Raw genomic sequence first — 18,625 nt, 5'->3', positions numbered from 1 at the left:
CGACTCGGTCCAAGGAGCCCCATGTGAGGAGCATCCCATGTGTGTCGCCGCATGTGACTGTGGTACGGACCTTGCTGGTCCACGGCTAACCCAGCGCCGTGAGCAGGGCGACGCGGAAGGCCTCGGGCTCGTCGATCCACGGGAAGTGGGCGCAGCCGGACAGTTGGGTGAACGTGGCGTCGGGGAAGAGCGCGCACATGCGGGAGGCCAGCTCGGGGCCGGGCGCCATGTCCAGTTCTCCGGTCAGCAACCGGACTGGGGTAGTCACGTGACGCATCGCAGCAGCCAGTTCGGGGCGGGGTGGCAGGCCGCGCCAATAGTGGGCCACCCCCGTGCGATCGTCCTGACCGACGCGTGAATGCCCTTGTGATCGTGCATCCCAGCGTGCGTAGAGCAACGGCGCCATGGCGGCGCGCAGCTCGGGCGTGGGGCCGTGCTGGGCCATCTGCTCCAGCGCCTCATGGGCACTGTGGAACCACGGCTCGTGGGCCCGCTTGTTCCTCTGCCGTTCCCACTCTTCGTCGGTGTCCTCAAGTCCAAGGCAGCGGTTCGATGGTGTGACGAGCACCATGCGGGCAACGCGTTCAGGGTGCTGACGGCTGTAGACATACGCAGCCCCGGCCCCGGCCGAGTGCGCCAGCAAGGCGATCTGCTCCAGCCCCAGGTGCTGACGAAGTTCCTCGACGTGATCCGCGACGGCTGCCGCGGACCAGCCCGCGGGGTCCCAGGGGGTCGGAGTACGTCCTGTCCCGGGCAGCTCGAGCGTGACGAGCCGGAAACCCTCGTCGGGAAGACCCCCGAACTCCTCCAGATAGTCCGCGTCGCGCAGTGGGCCGCCCGGGATGGCGAGCACGACGGGGCCCTCGCCGCGGTCGCGGTATCCGACGGTCATGCCGCTGTTCGTCGTGAAAGTGCCCACGGTGGCATTTTCGCAGAAGGCCAGCAGCGCGCCCTGAGTCTTTGCCCTTGCGGCGGTCCTGGAGGCGATGGCCGAACGAAACTCGCTGGCCCAGTCCGTCGGTTCGCACCAGACTGGCCCCATGGACGAGGTGAAGGTGGTTGCGTGCAAGACCCTGGACGCCCAGGAGCCGACGCCGCCCGGCTGGACGCTGACCAGCCTCGACGAGATGGGCGCCGAAGCCTTCGGCGAGCTGATGCTGCGGGCGAGCCATGGCGATCCCTTCCATACCAGCACGCCGGAGTCCGCGGCGGAAGACCTCCGGGAGCTCATCGAGGCGGCCGGTCCCGCCCTCGATCCCACCGAGTGGTTCGCGGTCGCCGATGCCCACGGGGGCGTGGGTGTCGTACTGCCCCAGACCTTTCCCGATGATCCGTCGGCCGGAACCCTGTTCTACCTGGCCTTTGTGCCGTCGCGTCGCGGCGAGGGAATGGGGCGGGCACTCCATCGCCTTGGCCTGTCCCTCCTGTATCGGCGCGGGGCCCGTCGCTATGTCGGATCGACGGATGCGGCCAACGCGCCGATGATCGCGATCTTCGGGTCCAACGGATGCACGGTCAGGGCATGAGGGATCCGCTGGAGGGCCTTGCCGAGGACGGAACCATCGTGACCGGCGCCGCCCGGCACCGCATACCCGCCGCCTTCGCGCCGGTGCTGGCAGACGTCGTCGACGCCGTGGGGCCGGGCGTCGCGCTCTACGTCTACGGCTCCGTCGCCACTGGGCAGGCGCGGCTCGGGGCCTCCGACGTGGACATCGTCGCCCTGGGAATGGAGCCGGCCGACGCCTCGGAGCTTTCGCGAACACTGTCTGCCCGCCACGCCGACATCGCTCGGGACGTCGCCATCGGGGCGTGGGTGCCCGAAGACCTGGGAGACGACGACGCCGGCCACGGAAACCGGGTCTTCCTCAAGCACTACTGCGTCTGGCTGTCCGGGCCCGACCCCGCCGCAGCGCTTCCGAGGTTTCGCGGTGACGCCGCTGCTGCGCGCGGTTTCAATGGTGACTTCGCGGCCGTCCTCGGCCGGTGGCGCACGGCGCTCTCCGACGCCGGTCCCGGCTTTCCCGATGCGACGAGTGCCCTTGCTCGCAGGGTCGGGCGCAAGACGCTGTTCAGCGTCGCGTCGATGGTCAGCGTGCACGATTGCACATGGACCACGGACCGTGTGACGGCCGCGGCCCGGTGGGGACACCTGCACCCAGGTCTCACCCCGGACCTGGGCCTGCTGGTGGCCTGGGGAGACGGCTCGACGCCAGCTGCCCCACGGGTGTTGGCGAGGATGCTCGACACCACCGTGCCCACGCTGGCCCAACAGTTCGAGGACCTCGTGGGCATGTGGCGCCCGGCTGGGAAACTGGACGCATGACGCCCCAGGAGTCCTTCGCGATGCCGCCCTCGGTCCCGGCCGGGATGACGCTCGAACTCGCGCGCGCCCGCGTCCTGGACGGCAAGGAGTCGCTGGTTCGTGAGTGGATGCAGATGCTCAACGCCCGCTACGACGAATGCGTCGCCACCCTCGCCGTCGAACGCGCCGCTTTCGAGGCCTGGTTCCTGCGCACCGAGACCGACGGCCGGACGTGGATCTACCACGTGGGGCTGACCGGCAATGACGGTGCGCCACTGGACGTCGATTCACAGCTCGACGCAGACCACCTCGCCTACGCCAAGCAGGTGAAGGAGAAGGGGTGGGAGCGGTTGGAGCCGGTCTTCCTGCTGGCTCCCGGGCACATCATGCGGGCCATGACCCAGTGGGGAGCCGAGGGTTGCGAGACCTGACGTTGGTTCGGCGGTCACATTGAGGTGCCTGGGATCACATTGAGATGGCTCGACCCGCCTCAACATGGCCCATGCCGCCTCAATATGGGTACTGCCCCTCAATCCGTCCCGCTCTGGCCCCGGGGCCCGCTGGGACTGAGTGCGCCAGGTACCGACGACGGTGCCCGGCGCACTCACTTCTGATGTAAGACCACAGGCTCAGCGGCCAAAAGTGGCGGGATCCACGGGGCGAACCCGACGAGGGAGCTTCTCCAGCACCAGCAGGTAGGACTCGGTCACCAGGTCGTCCACCAGCTGCCCGTCCAGGGTTCCGCCACCGTGCAGCGTGATCCAGTGCTTCTTGTTCATGTGGTAACCGGGGGTGATGTCGGCCACGCCTTCCACCAGGGCCTTCGCGTCCGACGGCGCCGACTTCAGGATCACCACGGGCTGCTGGTCCACCTCGCTGAAGAGCATGAAGATCTTGCCGCACACCTTGTAGACGTCCCAGTCGTCGCCAAACGGGTGGGTGAGTTCGGAGCCGGGCAGCTCCTCGGCCCTGGCGGCGGCGTGCTCCTGCAGCTGCTTGCCGTGCACCGAGTCGGTCCCCGTCAGCGGTTGCGACGCCGTAGCGCGTCGGTCAGCACCGTCGCGAACCCGGTCCAGCCCGCGTAGGGGGCCAGCACCGCAGCTCGACGGGCGTCGACGCCGGCCACGCGACGCACCAGATCCGCGGAGCTGGCCGCCAGCAGGCCAGCGACCACCGTGCTGGCACCCAGCCTGTGCCCGCGGAAGAAGACCCAGCTCCACGCCGCGTTCAGGGCGAGGTTGGTGCCGAGCGCCGTCTGGAAGGACTGGGCAGCCTCGTCGTCACCGTCCTCACGCAGCTGCGCCAGATGTTGGGCGCTGACGACGGCGATGTCCAGGTACAGAGCGGTCCACACCGGACCGAAGACGCTGTTCGGCGGCTGCCATGTCGGCTTGTCCAGTGACTTGAACCATGCGGACGTCGGGATGGTTGCCACCGACCCGAGGGCAGCTGTCGCGGCGGTCGCCAACCCCGTCCCGACGAGCTGATTGCGCAGTGTCGTGTCCATGCACCAAGCCTGCCACGTGCACGCTGCCGACGGGCATGTGGTCAAACCTGTCTCGGAAATAGCGTGGTGGGAGTCATTCCCTGGCGGTTGGTGTTGTGTGTCTGCGGCCAGCCACACTCTTTGTGCGTCGAGGGTCGGATGGTCTGGGGCGTCAGCGGCTCGATCCTGCCGGAGCCCTACAGGTCTCATGTGGACTTCACCGACCGGCCACCGAGCGGTCACCTTGCTTCGGTCGCATGGTCGTGTTCCGCAACACCCAACCCTCACAACCATGGAGAGTTCCATGACTTCAGAAAAGACACTCGCTCCAGAGGTGGCGCAGACGGGCCCACCGAAGGACAAGTCGGACATCTGGTGGCACGGATTCTTTGGAGTGCTGCTCGTCGCGACACTGATCTCGTTCACGCTCTGGGCCGGTGGCCAGATCGAGCAGTCGGCCCACTACGCAATCCTCGTCGTCACCATTCTGTTCGGCTGTTTCATGGCCTTCAACATCGGTGGCAACGACGTGGCCAACTCCTTCGGCACCAGTGTCGGCGCCGGCACCCTGACCATGAAGCAGGCATTGATCGTCGCCGCGATCTTCGAGGTTGGCGGCGCCGTGCTGGCCGGCGGTGAGGTGACCGACACCGTCCGTAGCGGCATCGTCGACCTTGAAAGCGTCAACCTCGCCCCGATGGATTTCGCGTTCATCATGATGTCGGCGCTGCTGGGAGCCGCAATCTGGTTGCTGATCGCCACCAAGATGGGTTGGCCGGTCTCCACCACCCACTCCATCGTTGGCGGCATCGTCGGCGCGTCTGTCACCCTCGGCATGGTCACCGGCACCGGCGGGTGGGAGATGGTGCAGTGGGGTGAGATCGCGCAGATCGTCGTCTCCTGGTTCCTTTCGCCGCTGCTTGGTGGCGTGGCCGCCTACTTCATGTTCAAGGCCATCAAGGACGGCATCCTCATCTACAACGACAAGGCCGACGAGGAGCTGCGGCGCATCAAGACCGAGCGCATCCAGCACCGCACGCGGCACAAGGCGGCCTTCGAGCGGCTCGACGAGTTGCAGCAGATCTCCTACACCAACGCCATCGCTCGCGACGCGGCACTGACCCGCACGGAGGACTTCGACCGTGACGAGCTCGAGTCCGACTACTACCGGGAGCTCTTCGAGATCGAGGATCGCGTCGACGAGGTGCAGGCGCACAAGGCGCTGGAGCGCTGGGTCCCCCTGCTGGCCGCCTTCGGTGCGATGATCATCGCGGCCATGATGCTCTTCAAGGGCCTGAAGAACCTGAAGTTGGACATCGACAGCACCGGCAACCTCATCATCATGGCCATGGTGGGCGCCGCCGTCTGGATGGCGGTCTTCATCTTCGCGAAGTCGCTCAAGAAGTACTCGCTGGAGCGATCCACCTTCCTGCTCTTCTCCTGGATGCAGGTCTTCACCGCCTCTGCCTTCGCCTTCAGCCATGGCTCCAACGACATCGCCAATGCGGTGGGCCCGTTCGCTGCGGTGCTCGACGTTCTCAACACCGGCGAGATCAATGACAAGGCGGCGGTGGCCGGCCCCCTCATGCTCACCGCCGGCATCGCGCTGGTGGCGGGCCTGTGGTTCATCGGCCGCGCCGTGATCCACACCGTGGGCACGGGTCTGACCAAGATGCATCCGGCTTCCGGTTTCACTGCCGAGCTGGCTGCGGCGGCGGTCGTGATGGGTGCCTCACTGCTCGGCCTGCCAGTGTCGTCCACGCACATCCTGATCGGTGCGGTCCTGGGCGTCGGCATGGTGAACAAGGCCGCGAACTGGGGCCTGATGAAGCCCATTGCCCTTGCCTGGGTGATCACGGTGCCCGCCTCCGCGGCGGTCGGCGCGATCGGTGTGGTGACGCTGCGGGCGATCTTCGGCTGATTCTCGCCTTGCGACGGCTAGGGGCCGGCTCCGGTGGGAGTCGGCCCCTCGCTCGCTCTGGTTGGATGGTCGCATGGGCAGACCAAGCAAGAAGGGAACGCGACGCCAGTCGAGGGAGGTTGCCGTCTCGCGCATCGAGGAACACCACGTGGACGCCTTCGCCGAATTCGGTGACGAGTGGAGCGCCTTGGCCCGGGAACAGGTGGAACGACGGCTGCAGGGGGACGGCTCGGCCCTGGTGGCTGCGGTGGGGGCCCAACCTGTTGCCCTGGTGGGTTTTCGCACGGCGGACGACGGGTGGACCGTCGACGTGATGCGAGTGCAGACGGGGACGGACGGTCCTGACGTCGGGGCCAGATTGCTGCGGGCCGTCGAGGAACTGGCGCGGCCGCTGGGGGAGTTGGGTTTCGAGCAGGGCACGGCGCCCGGTGGCATCGACCTGACGGCCTGCGGCTATGTCGGTCAAGGGGAGGCTGCCCGCCTGGTCAAGCAACTCGGCTGAGGATGCGGCAGCGCTTCAGGATCCTCTGCGCAGACCACCGCGCAGCGCGCGGGTCACAGCACCATCAGGGGGTTCGCGATGAGGCGATTGAGCACCGCATAGGCGGCACCCGTGGCAGCCGTCCCCGCATCCAGACTCATCGTGGTGACGGTTGGCGGCTCGAAGGGGGCCGACAACACGCGTTGGGAGAGCTCGTCGGACAGCACCGGCGTGAGCCATTGCGACAACGGGGCAAGGTGTCCGCCCAGGGCCACCACCGAGACGTCAAGCAGGTTGAGCGCGCTCGAGGTCGCCACCCCCAGGGCGCGACCTGCCACCTGCACGGCATCGGCGGCACGCCGCTCGCGCGTCCCCAATGCCTGTAGGAGAGCATCCATGTCTGCCAAGCCAGCGATCTCCAACAGATTGCCCAGGCCTGCGTAGCTTTCAAGACATCCGCGGGCGCCACAAGCGCAGGCGCGCCCGTCGGGATCGACGCACACGTGCCCCAGCTCGCCGGCCCAACCGTGGCGTCCGGTCATCACCTCACCGCCGAAGACGGCGGCACAGCCGATGCCGACCTCGCCCGAGATGTAGAGGAACTGGTCCAGATCGGAGGATTTCCCCGGGGCGGACTGCGCCACGGTGAGGGCGGCGCAGTCGGCTTCATTGGCCACTCGAGGCGGATCGGCAGCGTTGAAGCCATGGTGGGTGAAGGCCTGCGGGACGTCCACCTGTGACCAGCCAAGGTTGGGGGCGCGCAGCACGAGGCCGCGCTCTCCATCCACCAGGCCGGCCACTGCCAGCTGGGTTCCGACGTGACGGCTTCCTGTTGGCAGGTCGGCGAGGCATTCGTTGGCGAGCCGGGCCAACTGCCCGACGACCTGGTCGGCATCGGAGTTTGCGAACTGGCCCGGAACGAGCCGTTCGGCGACCACCCTCCCCGACAGGTCCACCGCGCGAGCCACCAGGCGCGAGACATTCGCCTCCAGGCCCAGGGCCACCATCGTCCCTTGTGCGGCCACCAGTGGGACCGCCGGACGCCCCCGCTGACCGGTCAGGGGAGCCAGCTCGGCAAGCAGCCCATGCTCGACCAGTTCATCGACCAGGCGAGAGACCGTGGAACGGGTCATTCCCGTAGCCACGGCGACATCGGCGCGTGAACAGGGCTCCTTCTGGGCAAGCACATGGCCCAAGACCAGGGAGAGGTTGAACGAGCGGAGGCTCGACTGCTTGAGGGCGCCGGGGGTGGTGACCATGGGGTTGACTCTAGCGCTCTGCTGTCTTAAGTTGTGCGAAAGAACAAAATCTCAATGAGGAGTCACCATGGTTCGCAAGCCCACCCCTGAAGACAAGTTCTCCTTCGGTCTGTGGACCGTCGGCTGGACGGGCACCGACCCCTTCGGTACCGACACCCGCAAGTCGCTTGATCCCTGGGAATACGCCGAGAAGCTCGCCGAGCTGGGCGCTTGGGGCATCACCTTCCACGACAACGACGTCTTCCCCTTCGACGCCACCGACGAGGTGCGAGCCGATCGCATCGGCAAGCTCAAGGACGCAGCCGACAAGGCTGGCCTGGTGATCGAGATGGTCACCACCAACACCTTCACCCACCCCTGCTTCAAGGACGGTGGCTTCACCTCCAACGACCGTTCCGTGCGTCGCTTCGGCCTGCGCAAGGTGCTCAAGAATGTCGACCTGGCTGCCGAGCTGGGTGCCACGACCTTCGTCATGTGGGGTGGCCGTGAGGGCGCCGAGTACGACTCGTCGAAGGACCTCTACGCAGCCCACCAGCGTTACGCCGAGGGTCTCGACACCGTCGCCGGCTACATCAAGGAGAAGGGCTATGACCTCAAGATCGGTCTGGAGCCCAAGCCCAACGAACCCCGCGGCGACATCTTCCTGCCCTCGATCGGCCACGCCCTGGCGCTCATCGACCACCTGGACAATGGCGACATCGTCGGCCTGAACCCCGAGGTGGGCCACGAGCAGATGGCCAACCTGAACTACACCCACGGCCTGGCGCTGGCGCTGCTGCGCGGCAAGCTCTTCCACATCGACCTCAACGGTCAGAAGGGCCTCAAGTACGACCAGGACCTGGTCTTCGGTCACGGCGATCTGCTGAGCGCCTTCTTCACCGTCGATCTGCTGGTCAACGGCTTCGCGGCCACCCCGGACGCCAATGTCTACGACGGCCCGATCCACTTCGACTACAAGCCCAGCCGCACCGAAGGCATGCAGGGCATCTGGGATTCGGCACAGGCCAACATGGACACCTACCTGATGCTGGCCGAGAAGGCGAAGGCCTTCCGCGCCGACAGCGAGGTGCAGGCCGTCATGAAGGACGCCTCGATCTTCGAGCTGGCCGAGCCCACCCTGGCCGAGGGCGAGACGGTGACTGACTTCCTGGCCAAGGACGAGCCCTTCGACGCCGTGGCCGCCGGTGAGCGCGAGTACCGCTACGTCAAGCTGCACCAGCTGGCCCTGCAGCACCTGATCGGCTGATCCAGCCCTCCATGCGGGGAGGCCCCACCGCCTCGGTGGGCCTCCCCGCCCAACCCCACTGCACCTCCCAGCGGACACCAACGCAGACACGGATCACAGGAGCTCCACATGTCGCTTGTCCTGGGCATTGACTCATCAACCCAGTCCACCAAGGCCTTGCTCGTCGAGGCCGCCACGGGCGTCGTCGTGGCCGAACAACGCGCCCCCCACCCCTCCGGAACCTCCGTCGATCCCACAGCCTGGGTGGAGGCTCTCCACATCGCCACCGACGGTCTGCTGGAGCGAGCCGAGGCCGTGGCCATCGGCGGGCAGCAGCACGGCATGGTGGCCCTCGACGCCGAGGGGCACGTCGTTCGTGACGCCCTGCTGTGGAATGACACCCGATCTGCCCAGGCCGCCCGTGACCTGGTGGAGGAGCTGGGCGGGCCTGCCGAGGCCGCCCGTCGCACCGGCAGCGTCCACGTCGCCTCCATCACCTCGTCGAAGATGCGGTGGATGCGTGATGCCGAACCCGAGAATGCGGCCCGCACCGCTCGCGTGGTGCTGCCGCACGACTACCTCTCCCATGAGCTGGCAGTCGACAAGGACAGCTGGTTCACCGATCGTGGCGACGCGTCGGGCACCGGATGCTTCAGCCCCCAGCGTGACGCTTTCGACCCGGAGCTGGCCACCATGGCGATCGGTCATGAGGTTGCACTCGCGACGATCGCACCGACACCCAATGCGGTGATGGGCCGCACGGGCAGCGGTGCGGTGATCGCCCCCGGGACCGGGGACAACATGGCCGCAGCCCTTGGGTTGGCGATGGGGCCCGGTGATGTCAGCCTGTCCATCGGCACCTCCGGGGTGGCAGCGATGGTCTCCGACACTGCCGCCCTCGATCCCTCGGGTCTGGTCACGGGATTCGCCGACGCCACCGGGCGCTGGCTGCCGCTGGCCTGCACCATCAACGCCGCCAAGATCCTGGACTTCGGCGCCCGGATGCTCGGCGTCGACCACGAGGGTCTGTCCGAACTCGCCCTGGCTGCCCCGCCCGGGGCCAACGGCGTGGTCCTGCTGCCCTACCTGGACGGTGAGAGGACACCCAACCGGCCCGATGCCACCGGGGTCTTCCGGGGCATCACGACGACCAGTACGCGCGAGGACATCGCACGGGCCTGCGTGGAAGGGCTGGCGTGCTCTCTGGCAGACGCGGTCGGCTTCTTGCGAGAGGCCACCGGGACCCCGGCGGAGAGGATCGTGCTGATCGGTGGCGCCGCGAGGTCCGTCGCGGTCCAGCAGGTCCTTCCGGCGGTACTGGGATGTGACGTGACGCTCCCCGCCCCCGGTGAATATGTCGCCCTGGGCGCTGCTGCCCAGGCTGCCTGGGCGCTGTCCGGTGGTGACCAACCACCGGTCTGGACTCCCCAGGGGACCCGCAGCCTCACTGCCGAGGCCACCCCCGAGGTGCTCGACGCCTATCGGGAACTGCGGGACCTCACCTCCGACTGGCACTGAGCCGGTCCTTCGGCCCCGCGCGGGGCTTCAACGCTCGTCGGCATGCGCTGCCGTCGTGCATCGGTCGGGCACCGCCGTGCCCGTGACTAGGAGTGATCAATGAACAGAAAGTTTGCGCCCTGGGCCGTGGTGATGGCCTTGTTCGCCATGGTGATGACCGGCTGCGTCGCCGAGCGCCCCACCGGTGCGACGGCCAAGAAGGACCCGTCGGAAGCCGTCATCGGCGTCTCCATGCCAACCAAGTCGCTCGAGCGGTGGAACCGTGACGGGGCCCACCTGGACTCCCAGCTGAAGGCCAAGGGGTACAAGACCACGGTCCAGTACGCCGACAACAAGACCGATCAGCAGATCAGCCAGATCCAGAACATGATCACCCAGAATGTCGACGTCCTGGTCATCGCCCCGATCGACGGCACGGTGCTGTCGCCGGTCATCGAGTCGGCCCATGCCAAGAGCATCCCGGTGATCGCCTATGACCGTCTCATCGAGGGCACCGACGCGCTGAGCTACTACGTCAGCTTCGACAACTTCTACGTCGGTGAGTTGCAGGGCAAGTACCTCGAGGAGGAGCTGGGGCTGGCCAAGGGCAAGGGCCCCTACAACATCGAGATCTTCGGCGGTTCACCCGACGACCCCAATGCCGCCCAGTTCTTCGGCGGCGCCTGGAGCAAACTGGAACCGCACGTCAAGAGCGGAAAGCTGGTCTCTCCGTCCAAGAAGGTGCCCGCCAACAAGGATGGTTGGAAGCAGATCGGCATCCTCGGGTGGGACTCGGCCAAGGCTCAGTCCGAGATGCAGACCCGGCTCAACTCCTTCTACACCGGTGGCACCAAGTTGGACGCCGTCCTCTCCCCCAACGACTCGCTGGCCCTGGGCATCGAGCAGGCCCTGCAGGCTCGTGGCTTCACGCCCGGCAAGAACTGGCCGCTGATCACCGGGCAGGACGCCGACAAGGCCAATGTCATCAACATCCTGGCGGGCAAGCAGTCCATGACCGTCTGGAAGGACACCCGCAAGCTGGGCGACCGCGCCGCCACCATGGTCGACGAGATCGTGCGCGGTGAAGAGGTCGAGGTCTCCGAGGGCAAGGAGTACGACAACGGTCAGATGAAGGTGCCCACCTACCTCATCTCGCCCACCGTGGTGACCAAGGAGAATGTGGCTGACACCGTGGTCAAGGAGGGCTTCTACAAGGCCTCCGAGCTCGGGATGAAGTGATCGTGATGAGCACTGAAGTCCAGCGCGAGCGAAAGCCGGTCATCCTCGAGATGAAGGGCATCGTGAAGTCCTTCGGCCCGGTCAAGGCCCTCAAGCACGTCGATTTCGCAGTGCACCGTGGAGAGGTCCATGCCATCTGCGGTGAGAACGGGGCAGGCAAGTCAACCCTGATGAAGGTCCTGTCCGGCGTCTACCCCCATGGCAGCTACGAGGGCGAGATCGTCTTCGACAACGCTCCGGTCGCCTTCCGCAGCATCCGTGATTCCGAGGCCGCGGGCATCGTGATCATCCACCAGGAGCTGGCGCTGTGCCCCAACCTGTCGATCGTGGAGAACATCTTCCTGGGGCAGCAGCCCGTGAAGGGCGGACGTATCCAGTGGGACCAGATGAGGCAGGAGGCCACCCGACTGCTCGCCAAGGTGGGGCTGCAGGAGAGCCCGGACACCTTGGTGGGTTCCATCGGCGTCGGCAAGCAGCAACTGGTCGAGATTGCCAAGGCGCTGTCCAAGCGGGTCCGTCTGCTGATCCTGGACGAGCCGACGGCGGCCCTCAATGACGACGACTCCGAGCAGCTGCTCGAACTGGTCCGCCAGCTCAGGGCAGAAGGCGTCACCTCGGTCATCATCAGTCACAAGCTGAACGAGATCGCGGCCATCGCGGACGCCACCACGATCATCCGTGACGGCGAGACCATCGAGACTCTCGACATGCATGGCGCCGAGCCGGTCAGCGAGGACCGCATCATCCGTTCGATGGTGGGCCGCAGCCTGGAGAACCGCTACCCGGACCGCACCCCGCAGATCGGTGAGGAACTGTTGCGCATCGAGGACTGGACGGTGGAACACCCCTACCTTCCCGGTCGGCTGTCGTCCGATCGCATCAACATGACGGTGCGGCGAGGCGAGATCGTGGGCGTGGCGGGCCTGATGGGTGCTGGCCGCACCGAGCTGGCGATGAGCATCTTCGGCCACTCCTACGGAAGCCACCGCGCGGGCCGAGTGCTCAAGGAAGGCAAGGAGGTGGACACCTCCACCGTCCAGCGAGCCATCGACGCGGGTATCGCCTACGTCACCGAGGATCGGAAGGAACTGGGCCTCAACCTGATCGGTCCCATCCGGGAGAACGTCACGGCCGCGGCCCTGGGCAGGATCAGCAAGGGAGCCTCGCTGGATCTGCACGGTGAGCGCACCATCGCGGAGAAGTACCGCCAGGACCTGGGCATCAAGACCGGCTCCATCGAGAACCCCGTCGGAAACCTCTCCGGCGGCAACCAGCAGAAGGTCTCCCTGGCTCGCTGGATGTTCACCGACCCGGACGTGCTGATCCTCGACGAGCCCACCCGCGGCATCGACGTGGGGGCCAAGTACGAGATCTACACCATCATCAACGAGCTGGCGGCGCAGGGGAAGGCAGTCATTGTCATCTCCTCCGAGATGCCCGAGCTCATCGGTCTGTGCGACCGCATCTACACCATCAACGAGGGCTGGGTCTCCGGCGAGGTCTCTCGCCCCGAATTCAGCCAGGAGACGCTGATGCGTCTCATGACCACCGAGCAGGAAGGGGCACAAGGATGAGCTCCACCGTGTCTGAGAACACCACCACCCAGGCCGAGGGACGGCGCAACCCCTTCGGATCCATGAATCTGCGCGAATCGGGGCTCGTCATTGCCCTGGTGGGCATCGTGGCACTGTTCCAGGTGCTCACCAGTGGACGATTGATGGTGCCCGACAACATCGCCTCGCTGATCCAGCAGAATGCCTACGTCATGATCCTGGCCATCGGCATGATGCTGGTCATCGTCGCCGGCCACATCGACCTGTCGGTGGGCTCCATCGTCGCCATGGTGGGTGGGGTGGTGGGCATCGCCATCATCAACTGGGGCTTGCCATGGCCCGTCGCGATCCTGCTGGCGCTGGCCGTGGGCATGCTGGTGGGTGCCTGGCAGGGATTCTGGGTGGCCTACATGGGAATCCCCGCCTTCATCGTGACCCTGGGCGGCATGCTGATCTTCCGCGGCTTTGCCCAGCTGCTGGTGGGGCAGACCATCTCGGGCTTCCCGAAGGACTTCATCACGATCGGCAACGGGGCCCTGCCCAATGTGCTCGGCTTCACCAACACGCCCAGCATCGGCTACATCGATGGCGTGACCCTGCTCATCGGACTGGTGGCCACCGCGGCCTTCATCTGGTCGAGCCTGCGTCAGCGCGCGGCCGTTCGTCGCAATGGCCAGGTGGTCAGCGCCCCGGGACTGTTCTGGGCCCGCACCGTCGCCATTGCCCTGGTGATGCTGGGAGTGACCTACTTGTTGGGACTTTCCACCGGTGGATTCCCCATCGTGCTGGTGATCGTGGGCGTGTTGGTGGTGGCCTTCTCCTACATGCTCAAGAACACGCGCTTCGGCCGCAACATCTATGCGCTGGGTGGCAATGCCCGCGCCGCTGAACTGAGCGGCGTCAACGTCAAGAAGGACGTCTTCTGGGTCTTCGTCCTGATGGGTGTCCTCTCGGCCCTGGCGGGCGTGGTGGTCACCTCGCGAGCCGGCGCCGCCGTAGCCGCGGCCGGCACCAGCTACGAGCTGGACGCCATCGCTGCCTGCTTCATCGGTGGTGCCGCCGTCACCGGTGGTGTCGGCAAGATCTCGGGCGCCATGCTCGGTGCCCTGGTGATGGGTGTGCTCAACATCGGCCTGTCGATCATGGCCGTCGACCCGGCCTGGCAGATGGCCATCAAGGGCTTCGTCCTGCTGGCTGCCGTCGCCTTCGACCTGGTGAACAAGCGCAAGGCGGGCAGCACCGTCTGACCTGACATCGCCTCTACCGCGACGAACGCCGCTTCCATGCCCGTGACGGGTTGAGGAGCGGCGTTCGCGCTCCCGAGTGGCCCTCGCAGAATTAATTTTCAACGCTCTGACCAGCGGTGATGGTGAATTTCTGGGCTTGGGGTGCCCGATTGGTCGGAGCCCTCCGGAAAGTCGCGTAGGCTGAAGTCATTGTTCGGCAGTTGGTTTGCAAGTACTTCGGTATTAAGGCTCTTCGGGGCCTGTGGTTCCTTCTGAAAGTGTGACGAGCAGTTCCCGGTAGCGACTGATTCGCGGTCGCTCCATTTTCCTGAAGGAAACATCATGGCTACAGGTACCGTTAAGTGGTTCAACGCTGACAAGGGCTTCGGCTTCATCCAGCCCGACGACGGCAGCGCCGACGTCTTCGCCCACTTCTCCTCGATCAACTCGAGCGGCTACCGCTCGCTCGACGAGAACGACAAGGTCGAGTACGACGTGGAGCAGGGCCCCAAGGGCCCCCAGGCGTCGAACATCACCGTTCTGCGCTGATCCAGCACAGACTTCGCTGAGTCGGCACAGCCGACTTCCAGCACCGCGCGAAGGCCGTCACCCCATGGGTGGCGGCCTTCGTCGCGTCCAGGGACGGGCAGCCGAGGGGCGGCCGCGCGAGGGTGCGCTCAGGCCGTGAGGTAACCCCGCTCGAGCAACCAGTCCCAGGCAACGTCCACCGCTTCGCGGCCGTCGACGTCCACCTGCGCATTGAGTTCGATCAGGGTCTCGTCGGAGAGCTCTTCGCTGACGGGGCCCAAGAGGTCGGCCAGTTGGGGGTGCTCTTCCAGCAGCGGTGCATGGACCACCCCGCAGACGTTGTACTTGGGGAAGTAGGACTTGTCGTCCTCCAGCACCACCAGGTCGAGCGCCTTGATGCGGCCATCGGTGTTGAACACCTCACCGAAGCTGCACAGCCCATCGCTGGTGGCGGCATAGATTGCGCCCGTGTCGAGGATCTTGATCTGTTGCGACTGGACACCCTGCCCCAAGGGCACGCCGTAGGTCTTCAGCATGGGTTCCAGCCCGTCATTGCGGTTGCGGAACTCGGATTCGACGCAGAAGGTGCGCCGAGCCTGGGGGACCGACGGCAACTGGCTCATCCGGGTGATGCCGAGTTCCTGGGCCAGCGTGCGGCGCACCGCGAAACCGTAGGTGTTGTTCATCGGGGCTGGCGGCAGCCAGACCAGCTGGTGGCGTTCCAGGTCCTCGTCGCGCACCGCCTCGTACTGGCCCTGCTCGTCGGGAATGGGGTTGTCATGGCCCAGATAGGCGATCCAGGCGGTTCCGGTGTACTCCCACATGAAGTCGATCTGGCCGGTGACGTGTGCCTGGCGCGCGCTGGAGGAACCGGGGATGTTCGTGTAGTCGCGCACGGTGGCGCCGGCGCTCTTGAAGAGCATGACCGCGATCTTGCCCAGCAGGATCTGCTCGGTGAAGTTCTTGGACCCCACCGAGATGCGAGCCCCCTCCAGCGGGGGAATCGACTTGAGCGGACCGGCCAGGGTGCCGCGCGGCGAGAAGCCTCCCGCGGTGCCCAGGCCGCAGCCTGACAGCAGGCCCGCCAGTCCCAGGCCGGCGCCAGCGCCGAGCAGGCGACGTCGTGTGAGGCTGGTCATCACAGTCCCTTCGGTGTGGCGATGGCTTCCAGGACGCGGGCGAACCAGTCGACGAACAGGGCGAGGACGGCCACCATCAGCGCCCCGCTCACGATGATGTTGAAGCGGAACAGGTTGATTCCGGTGGTGATGAGGGCTCCCAGGCCACCGGCATTGATGAAGGTGCCAAAGCTCGCGGAGCCGACGAGCAGCACCAGGGCGGTGCGCACACCGGTCATGATCACCGGCATCGCCAGCGGCAGCTCCACCTTCACCAAGGTCTGCAACTGCGTGTTGCCCATGCCCCGGGAAGCCTCCACCAGGGAACGATCGACGCCCCGCAAGCCCGTGATGGTGTTGGCCAGCACGGGCAGGAAGGCGTAGATGGTCAGGGCCAGCACCGCGGTCCAGAAGCCGAAGCCGACCCAGATGGCCAGCAGCACGATGACGCCGATCACCGGGGCGGACTGGCCCATGTTGGCCACTGCCACCACTGGGCCCGACCAGCGACGCAGGCCGGGGCGGGTGAGCAGGATCCCGGCGGGAATGGCCGTGCCCACCACGCAGAGGCTGGAGACCAGGGTCAGCAGCAGGTGCTGCTGCCACAACTTGGCCAGGGTGGGCCAGGCGAGCTGACGCGCCTCGATGCTGTCCAGCTGCGCATTGGTGCGCCAGGCCAACCAGCCGAGCGCCACCAGCAGGATCAGGCCGGGCAACCCCAGCAACAGTCCCCATCCTCCTGCCCGGTCAACGGGCGAGGCCCACAGACCGCGGCGGGCCGGGGTCCCTTCGGTCGAACTCGCCTGCTGCACGTCACTCATCGTTTGCACCGAGCCTCTCCACGTGCGTGGGATCGGCCACGCCCGGGGTTTCGGGCCGCTGGGACAGGTCATCCTCCTGGGTGGCCTGCGAGGCCTGCACGTGCACGTGCTCGGCGACGGTGGGGTAGGCCAGGGTTCCCAGGAACTGGTCGCGCTGCCCGGTCACGATCACCGCGCCATGGGCGCTGGTGAGCATGGCGTCGAGTGCGTCATTGAGCGTGGCGCGACGATCCACCTGCATCAGGTTCGGGTCATGGCTCTCGGGCAGCGGTCCCTCGGCTGGCAGCTCGTTCAGGCGGAGCCAGTCGATGGGACGGCGGCGCTGGTCGAGCAGCACCACCGAGTCGGCACGCTGCTGCCAGGCCCGTCGGCGCACCTCGACGGCATCCTCGCCCGGGAAGGCGTGGACCTCCTCGGTGAGGGGCAGGTTGTCCACCCGTACCAGGCTGAGCTGCTTGAGGGAGCTGCCTGCCCCGATGAAGTCCTCCACGAAGCTGTTGGCCGGTGCCGCGAGGATGTTCTGCGGGGTGTCGTACTGGGCGACGTGGGCGCCCTCGGTGAGGATCAGGATCCGATCACCCAGCTTGATGGCCTCGTCGATGTCGTGCGTGACGCAGACGATGGTCTTGCGCAGTTCCGACTGGATGCTCATCAGCTCGTCCTGCAGGCGCTGCCGGGTGATCGGGTCGACGGCTCCGAAGGGCTCGTCCATCAGGATCACGGGAGGGTCGGCTGCCAGGCCGCGCGCCACACCGACGCGTTGCTGCTGTCCACCCGACAGCTCCTTGGGGTAGCGGGAACGGTAGATGGCCGGGTCAAGCCCCACCAGGTCGAGCAATTCGTCCACCCGCTCGTCGATGCGGCGGCGGTCCCACTTGAGCAGTTTGGGGACGACGGCGATGTTCTGGGCCACCGTCTGGTGCGGGAACAGCGAGCCGCCCTGGATCACGTAGCCGATCTTGCGGCGCAGTTCGTCCTCATTGCGGGAGGTGATGTCCTCGCCGGCGATGGTGATGGTGCCGCTGGTGGGTTCGTGCAGCCGGTTGATCATCTTGAGGCTGGTGGTCTTGCCGCACCCGGAGGGTCCGACGAACATCACCATCTCTCCCGCGGGGATCACCAGCGACAACTCGTCGACGGCGGGCTTCTTCTGCCCCGGGTAGCGCTTGGTCACCCGGTTGAAGACGATCTCGGCACCCGATGGCGAGCCCTGCTGCGGGGACGATGCCGGCGGATTGCTGCTCATGAACGGATTCCTCTCGAGATGGTCAGATGCCCCAGCAGCACCAGTGCGGCGTCCAGCACCAGGGCCAGCAGGACGATGCCGAGGGTTCCCACCAAGGCATAGTTCAGGGCGTTGTCGCCGCCCACCTGGGCAAGTCCGGTGTAGATGTAACCGCCCAGCCCGGGGCCGAGGGCATAGGCCGCAATGGCGGCCACCCCCATCGACATCTGGGTGGACACCCGCAGCCCGGTGAGGATGACGGGCCAGGCCAGCGGCATCCGCACCTTCCAGAAGGTGGCCCAGGCGGAATTGCCCATGCCGCGGCTCGACTCGAGCAGCTCGGCCGGCACCTGTGCCAGACCGGTCACGGCATTGCGAAGGATCGGAAGGATGGCGTAGAAGGTCACGATCGCCACCGAGGGCAGGGTGCCGATGCCCAGCAGCGGCAGCATCAGGCCCAGCAGTGCGAAGGACGGGATGGTCAGCCCCACGGAGGTCACCGCGTTGGCGAGCGACCGCAACCGGGGTATCCGGATGATCACCATCGACAGGGCGATGGCGATGACGGTGGACAGCGCCACGGCCTGCACCACCAGACTGGCGTGTTGCAAGCCTCGGTATCCAATGTCCTGCCAGCGATCAGAAATGAATTCCAGCACGAATGGAACCTCCCGTGTGCGCCGAGCACACCCTTGGTCATTTCTTCCAGACTTTCATGCAGATGGATTCACCACGGGTCCTGGC

Annotated in this window: 19 protein-coding genes; 11 read left to right on the top strand and 8 right to left on the bottom strand. The window is 66.4% G+C overall.

The genetic code is table 11. The annotated features are described in order from the left end of the window. Positions 1-85 precede the first annotated feature (85 nt). Complete coding sequence (locus ACOAMO_RS02855; protein ID WP_420176092.1) at positions 86-919, bottom strand: alpha/beta fold hydrolase; 834 nt, start codon at positions 917-919, stop codon at positions 86-88. A 121-nt stretch (positions 920-1,040) separates the two neighbouring features. Here ACOAMO_RS02855 and ACOAMO_RS02850 point away from each other — a divergent pair, with 121 nt between their 5' ends. Genes ACOAMO_RS02850 through ACOAMO_RS02840 form a run of 3 tightly spaced genes read left to right on the top strand, consistent with a single transcriptional unit; the run spans position 1,041 to position 2,733 of the window. After that, on the top strand, positions 1,041-1,526 hold the full coding sequence (locus ACOAMO_RS02850) for a hypothetical protein (RefSeq protein ID WP_420176091.1): 486 nt from the start codon (positions 1,041-1,043) through the stop codon (positions 1,524-1,526). Further along, positions 1,523-2,323 (top strand): nucleotidyltransferase domain-containing protein, encoded by an 801-nt coding sequence (locus ACOAMO_RS02845; protein WP_420176090.1) that lies wholly within the window; start codon positions 1,523-1,525, stop codon positions 2,321-2,323. The genes ACOAMO_RS02850 and ACOAMO_RS02845 overlap by 4 nt, the downstream gene beginning before the upstream one ends. Beyond that, positions 2,320-2,733, top strand: coding sequence for a DUF6176 family protein (locus ACOAMO_RS02840; protein ID WP_420176089.1), 414 nt, complete (start codon positions 2,320-2,322; stop codon positions 2,731-2,733). Before ACOAMO_RS02845 ends, ACOAMO_RS02840 begins: the two co-directional genes overlap by 4 nt. Positions 2,734-2,931: 198 nt before the next feature. On the opposite strand, the gene ACOAMO_RS02835 is transcribed toward ACOAMO_RS02840, so the two are convergent. Together ACOAMO_RS02835 and ACOAMO_RS02830 are read right to left on the bottom strand one after the other, a co-directional pair. Beyond that, the gene (locus tag ACOAMO_RS02835) at positions 2,932-3,309 is read right to left on the bottom strand and encodes an MmcQ/YjbR family DNA-binding protein (protein ID WP_420176088.1); all 378 of its coding nucleotides are present in this window, start codon (positions 3,307-3,309) and stop codon (positions 2,932-2,934) included. A gap of 14 nt (positions 3,310-3,323) precedes the next feature. Next, complete coding sequence (locus ACOAMO_RS02830) at positions 3,324-3,809, bottom strand: TspO/MBR family protein (protein ID WP_420176087.1); 486 nt, start codon at positions 3,807-3,809, stop codon at positions 3,324-3,326. A 283-nt stretch (positions 3,810-4,092) separates the two neighbouring features. Between ACOAMO_RS02830 and ACOAMO_RS02825 the strand changes: the two genes are divergently transcribed. Together ACOAMO_RS02825 and ACOAMO_RS02820 are read left to right on the top strand one after the other, a co-directional pair. Next, the gene (locus ACOAMO_RS02825; protein ID WP_420176086.1) at positions 4,093-5,709 is read left to right on the top strand and encodes an inorganic phosphate transporter; all 1,617 of its coding nucleotides are present in this window, start codon (positions 4,093-4,095) and stop codon (positions 5,707-5,709) included. 73 nt (positions 5,710-5,782) lie between these two features. After that, positions 5,783-6,211: a hypothetical protein gene (locus ACOAMO_RS02820; protein ID WP_420176085.1), complete on the top strand. Its 429-nt coding sequence runs from the start codon at positions 5,783-5,785 to the stop codon at positions 6,209-6,211. Between the two features lie 53 nt (positions 6,212-6,264). Here the strand turns inward: ACOAMO_RS02820 and ACOAMO_RS02815 are convergent, their stop codons facing one another. Beyond that, positions 6,265-7,449 carry an ROK family protein gene (locus tag ACOAMO_RS02815; RefSeq protein ID WP_420176084.1) on the bottom strand — a complete coding sequence of 395 codons (1,185 nt, stop codon included), beginning with the start codon at positions 7,447-7,449 and terminating at the stop codon, positions 6,265-6,267. Between the two features lie 67 nt (positions 7,450-7,516). Here ACOAMO_RS02815 and xylA point away from each other — a divergent pair, with 67 nt between their 5' ends. The 6 genes from xylA (at position 7,517) to ACOAMO_RS02785 (ending at position 14,738) form a co-directional block, all read left to right on the top strand. Then, a complete protein-coding gene (gene xylA / locus ACOAMO_RS02810) occupies positions 7,517-8,695 on the top strand; it encodes a xylose isomerase (RefSeq protein WP_420176083.1) in 1,179 nt (392 codons plus the stop codon). A gap of 108 nt (positions 8,696-8,803) precedes the next feature. Then, complete coding sequence (xylB, locus tag ACOAMO_RS02805; RefSeq protein ID WP_420176082.1) at positions 8,804-10,192, top strand: xylulokinase; 1,389 nt, start codon at positions 8,804-8,806, stop codon at positions 10,190-10,192. 99 nt (positions 10,193-10,291) lie between these two features. Beyond that, a complete protein-coding gene (locus ACOAMO_RS02800) occupies positions 10,292-11,410 on the top strand; it encodes a substrate-binding domain-containing protein (RefSeq protein ID WP_420176081.1) in 1,119 nt (372 codons plus the stop codon). A gap of 5 nt (positions 11,411-11,415) precedes the next feature. Next, on the top strand, positions 11,416-12,984 hold the full coding sequence (gene mmsA, locus ACOAMO_RS02795) for a multiple monosaccharide ABC transporter ATP-binding protein (RefSeq protein ID WP_420176080.1): 1,569 nt from the start codon (positions 11,416-11,418) through the stop codon (positions 12,982-12,984). A gap of 8 nt (positions 12,985-12,992) precedes the next feature. After that, a complete protein-coding gene (mmsB, locus tag ACOAMO_RS02790; protein ID WP_420176079.1) occupies positions 12,993-14,210 on the top strand; it encodes a multiple monosaccharide ABC transporter permease in 1,218 nt (405 codons plus the stop codon). Positions 14,211-14,531: 321 nt separating this feature from the next. Then, the gene (locus ACOAMO_RS02785; RefSeq protein ID WP_420176078.1) at positions 14,532-14,738 is read left to right on the top strand and encodes a cold-shock protein; all 207 of its coding nucleotides are present in this window, start codon (positions 14,532-14,534) and stop codon (positions 14,736-14,738) included. A gap of 128 nt (positions 14,739-14,866) precedes the next feature. On the opposite strand, the gene ACOAMO_RS02780 is transcribed toward ACOAMO_RS02785, so the two are convergent. Genes ACOAMO_RS02780 through ACOAMO_RS02765 form a run of 4 tightly spaced genes read right to left on the bottom strand, consistent with a single transcriptional unit; the run spans position 14,867 to position 18,540 of the window. Further along, positions 14,867-15,856, bottom strand: coding sequence for a glycine betaine ABC transporter substrate-binding protein (locus ACOAMO_RS02780; protein ID WP_420176077.1), 990 nt, complete (start codon positions 15,854-15,856; stop codon positions 14,867-14,869). Next, positions 15,856-16,656 carry an ABC transporter permease gene (locus ACOAMO_RS02775; RefSeq protein ID WP_420176076.1) on the bottom strand — a complete coding sequence of 267 codons (801 nt, stop codon included), beginning with the start codon at positions 16,654-16,656 and terminating at the stop codon, positions 15,856-15,858. The genes ACOAMO_RS02780 and ACOAMO_RS02775 overlap by 1 nt, the downstream gene beginning before the upstream one ends. Further along, positions 16,649-17,902, bottom strand: a complete 1,254-nt coding sequence (locus ACOAMO_RS02770; protein ID WP_420176075.1) for an ABC transporter ATP-binding protein — start codon at positions 17,900-17,902, stop codon at positions 16,649-16,651. The genes ACOAMO_RS02775 and ACOAMO_RS02770 overlap by 8 nt, the downstream gene beginning before the upstream one ends. Continuing rightward, complete coding sequence (locus tag ACOAMO_RS02765) at positions 17,899-18,540, bottom strand: ABC transporter permease (protein WP_420176074.1); 642 nt, start codon at positions 18,538-18,540, stop codon at positions 17,899-17,901. Before ACOAMO_RS02765 ends, ACOAMO_RS02770 begins: the two co-directional genes overlap by 4 nt. Positions 18,541-18,625: the final 85 nt, after the last annotated feature.

This window comes from Luteococcus struthionis, from assembly GCF_048595755.1.
In the GTDB taxonomy this organism is placed as follows: Bacteria; Actinomycetota; Actinomycetes; order Propionibacteriales; family Propionibacteriaceae; genus Luteococcus.
Note: the sequence above shows the minus strand (reverse complement) of the source record. Positions and strands in the feature narration are given on the sequence as shown.

Coding starts and splice junctions, on each gene's coding strand:
- ACOAMO_RS02785 (WP_420176078.1), top strand. CDS start 14,532: ATGGCTACAGGTACCGTTAAGTGGTTCAACGCTGACAAGGGCTTCGGC.
- ACOAMO_RS02815 (WP_420176084.1), bottom strand. CDS start 7,449: ATGGTCACCACCCCCGGCGCCCTCAAGCAGTCGAGCCTCCGCTCGTTC.
- ACOAMO_RS02775 (WP_420176076.1), bottom strand. CDS start 16,656: ATGAGTGACGTGCAGCAGGCGAGTTCGACCGAAGGGACCCCGGCCCGC.
- ACOAMO_RS02780 (WP_420176077.1), bottom strand. CDS start 15,856: ATGACCAGCCTCACACGACGTCGCCTGCTCGGCGCTGGCGCCGGCCTG.
- ACOAMO_RS02820 (WP_420176085.1), top strand. CDS start 5,783: ATGGGCAGACCAAGCAAGAAGGGAACGCGACGCCAGTCGAGGGAGGTT.
- ACOAMO_RS02845 (WP_420176090.1), top strand. CDS start 1,523: ATGAGGGATCCGCTGGAGGGCCTTGCCGAGGACGGAACCATCGTGACC.
- ACOAMO_RS02825 (WP_420176086.1), top strand. CDS start 4,093: ATGACTTCAGAAAAGACACTCGCTCCAGAGGTGGCGCAGACGGGCCCA.
- ACOAMO_RS02800 (WP_420176081.1), top strand. CDS start 10,292: ATGAACAGAAAGTTTGCGCCCTGGGCCGTGGTGATGGCCTTGTTCGCC.
- ACOAMO_RS02850 (WP_420176091.1), top strand. CDS start 1,041: ATGGACGAGGTGAAGGTGGTTGCGTGCAAGACCCTGGACGCCCAGGAG.
- ACOAMO_RS02830 (WP_420176087.1), bottom strand. CDS start 3,809: ATGGACACGACACTGCGCAATCAGCTCGTCGGGACGGGGTTGGCGACC.
- xylB (WP_420176082.1), top strand. CDS start 8,804: ATGTCGCTTGTCCTGGGCATTGACTCATCAACCCAGTCCACCAAGGCC.
- xylA (WP_420176083.1), top strand. CDS start 7,517: ATGGTTCGCAAGCCCACCCCTGAAGACAAGTTCTCCTTCGGTCTGTGG.
- mmsA (WP_420176080.1), top strand. CDS start 11,416: ATGAGCACTGAAGTCCAGCGCGAGCGAAAGCCGGTCATCCTCGAGATG.
- ACOAMO_RS02840 (WP_420176089.1), top strand. CDS start 2,320: ATGACGCCCCAGGAGTCCTTCGCGATGCCGCCCTCGGTCCCGGCCGGG.
- ACOAMO_RS02770 (WP_420176075.1), bottom strand. CDS start 17,902: ATGAGCAGCAATCCGCCGGCATCGTCCCCGCAGCAGGGCTCGCCATCG.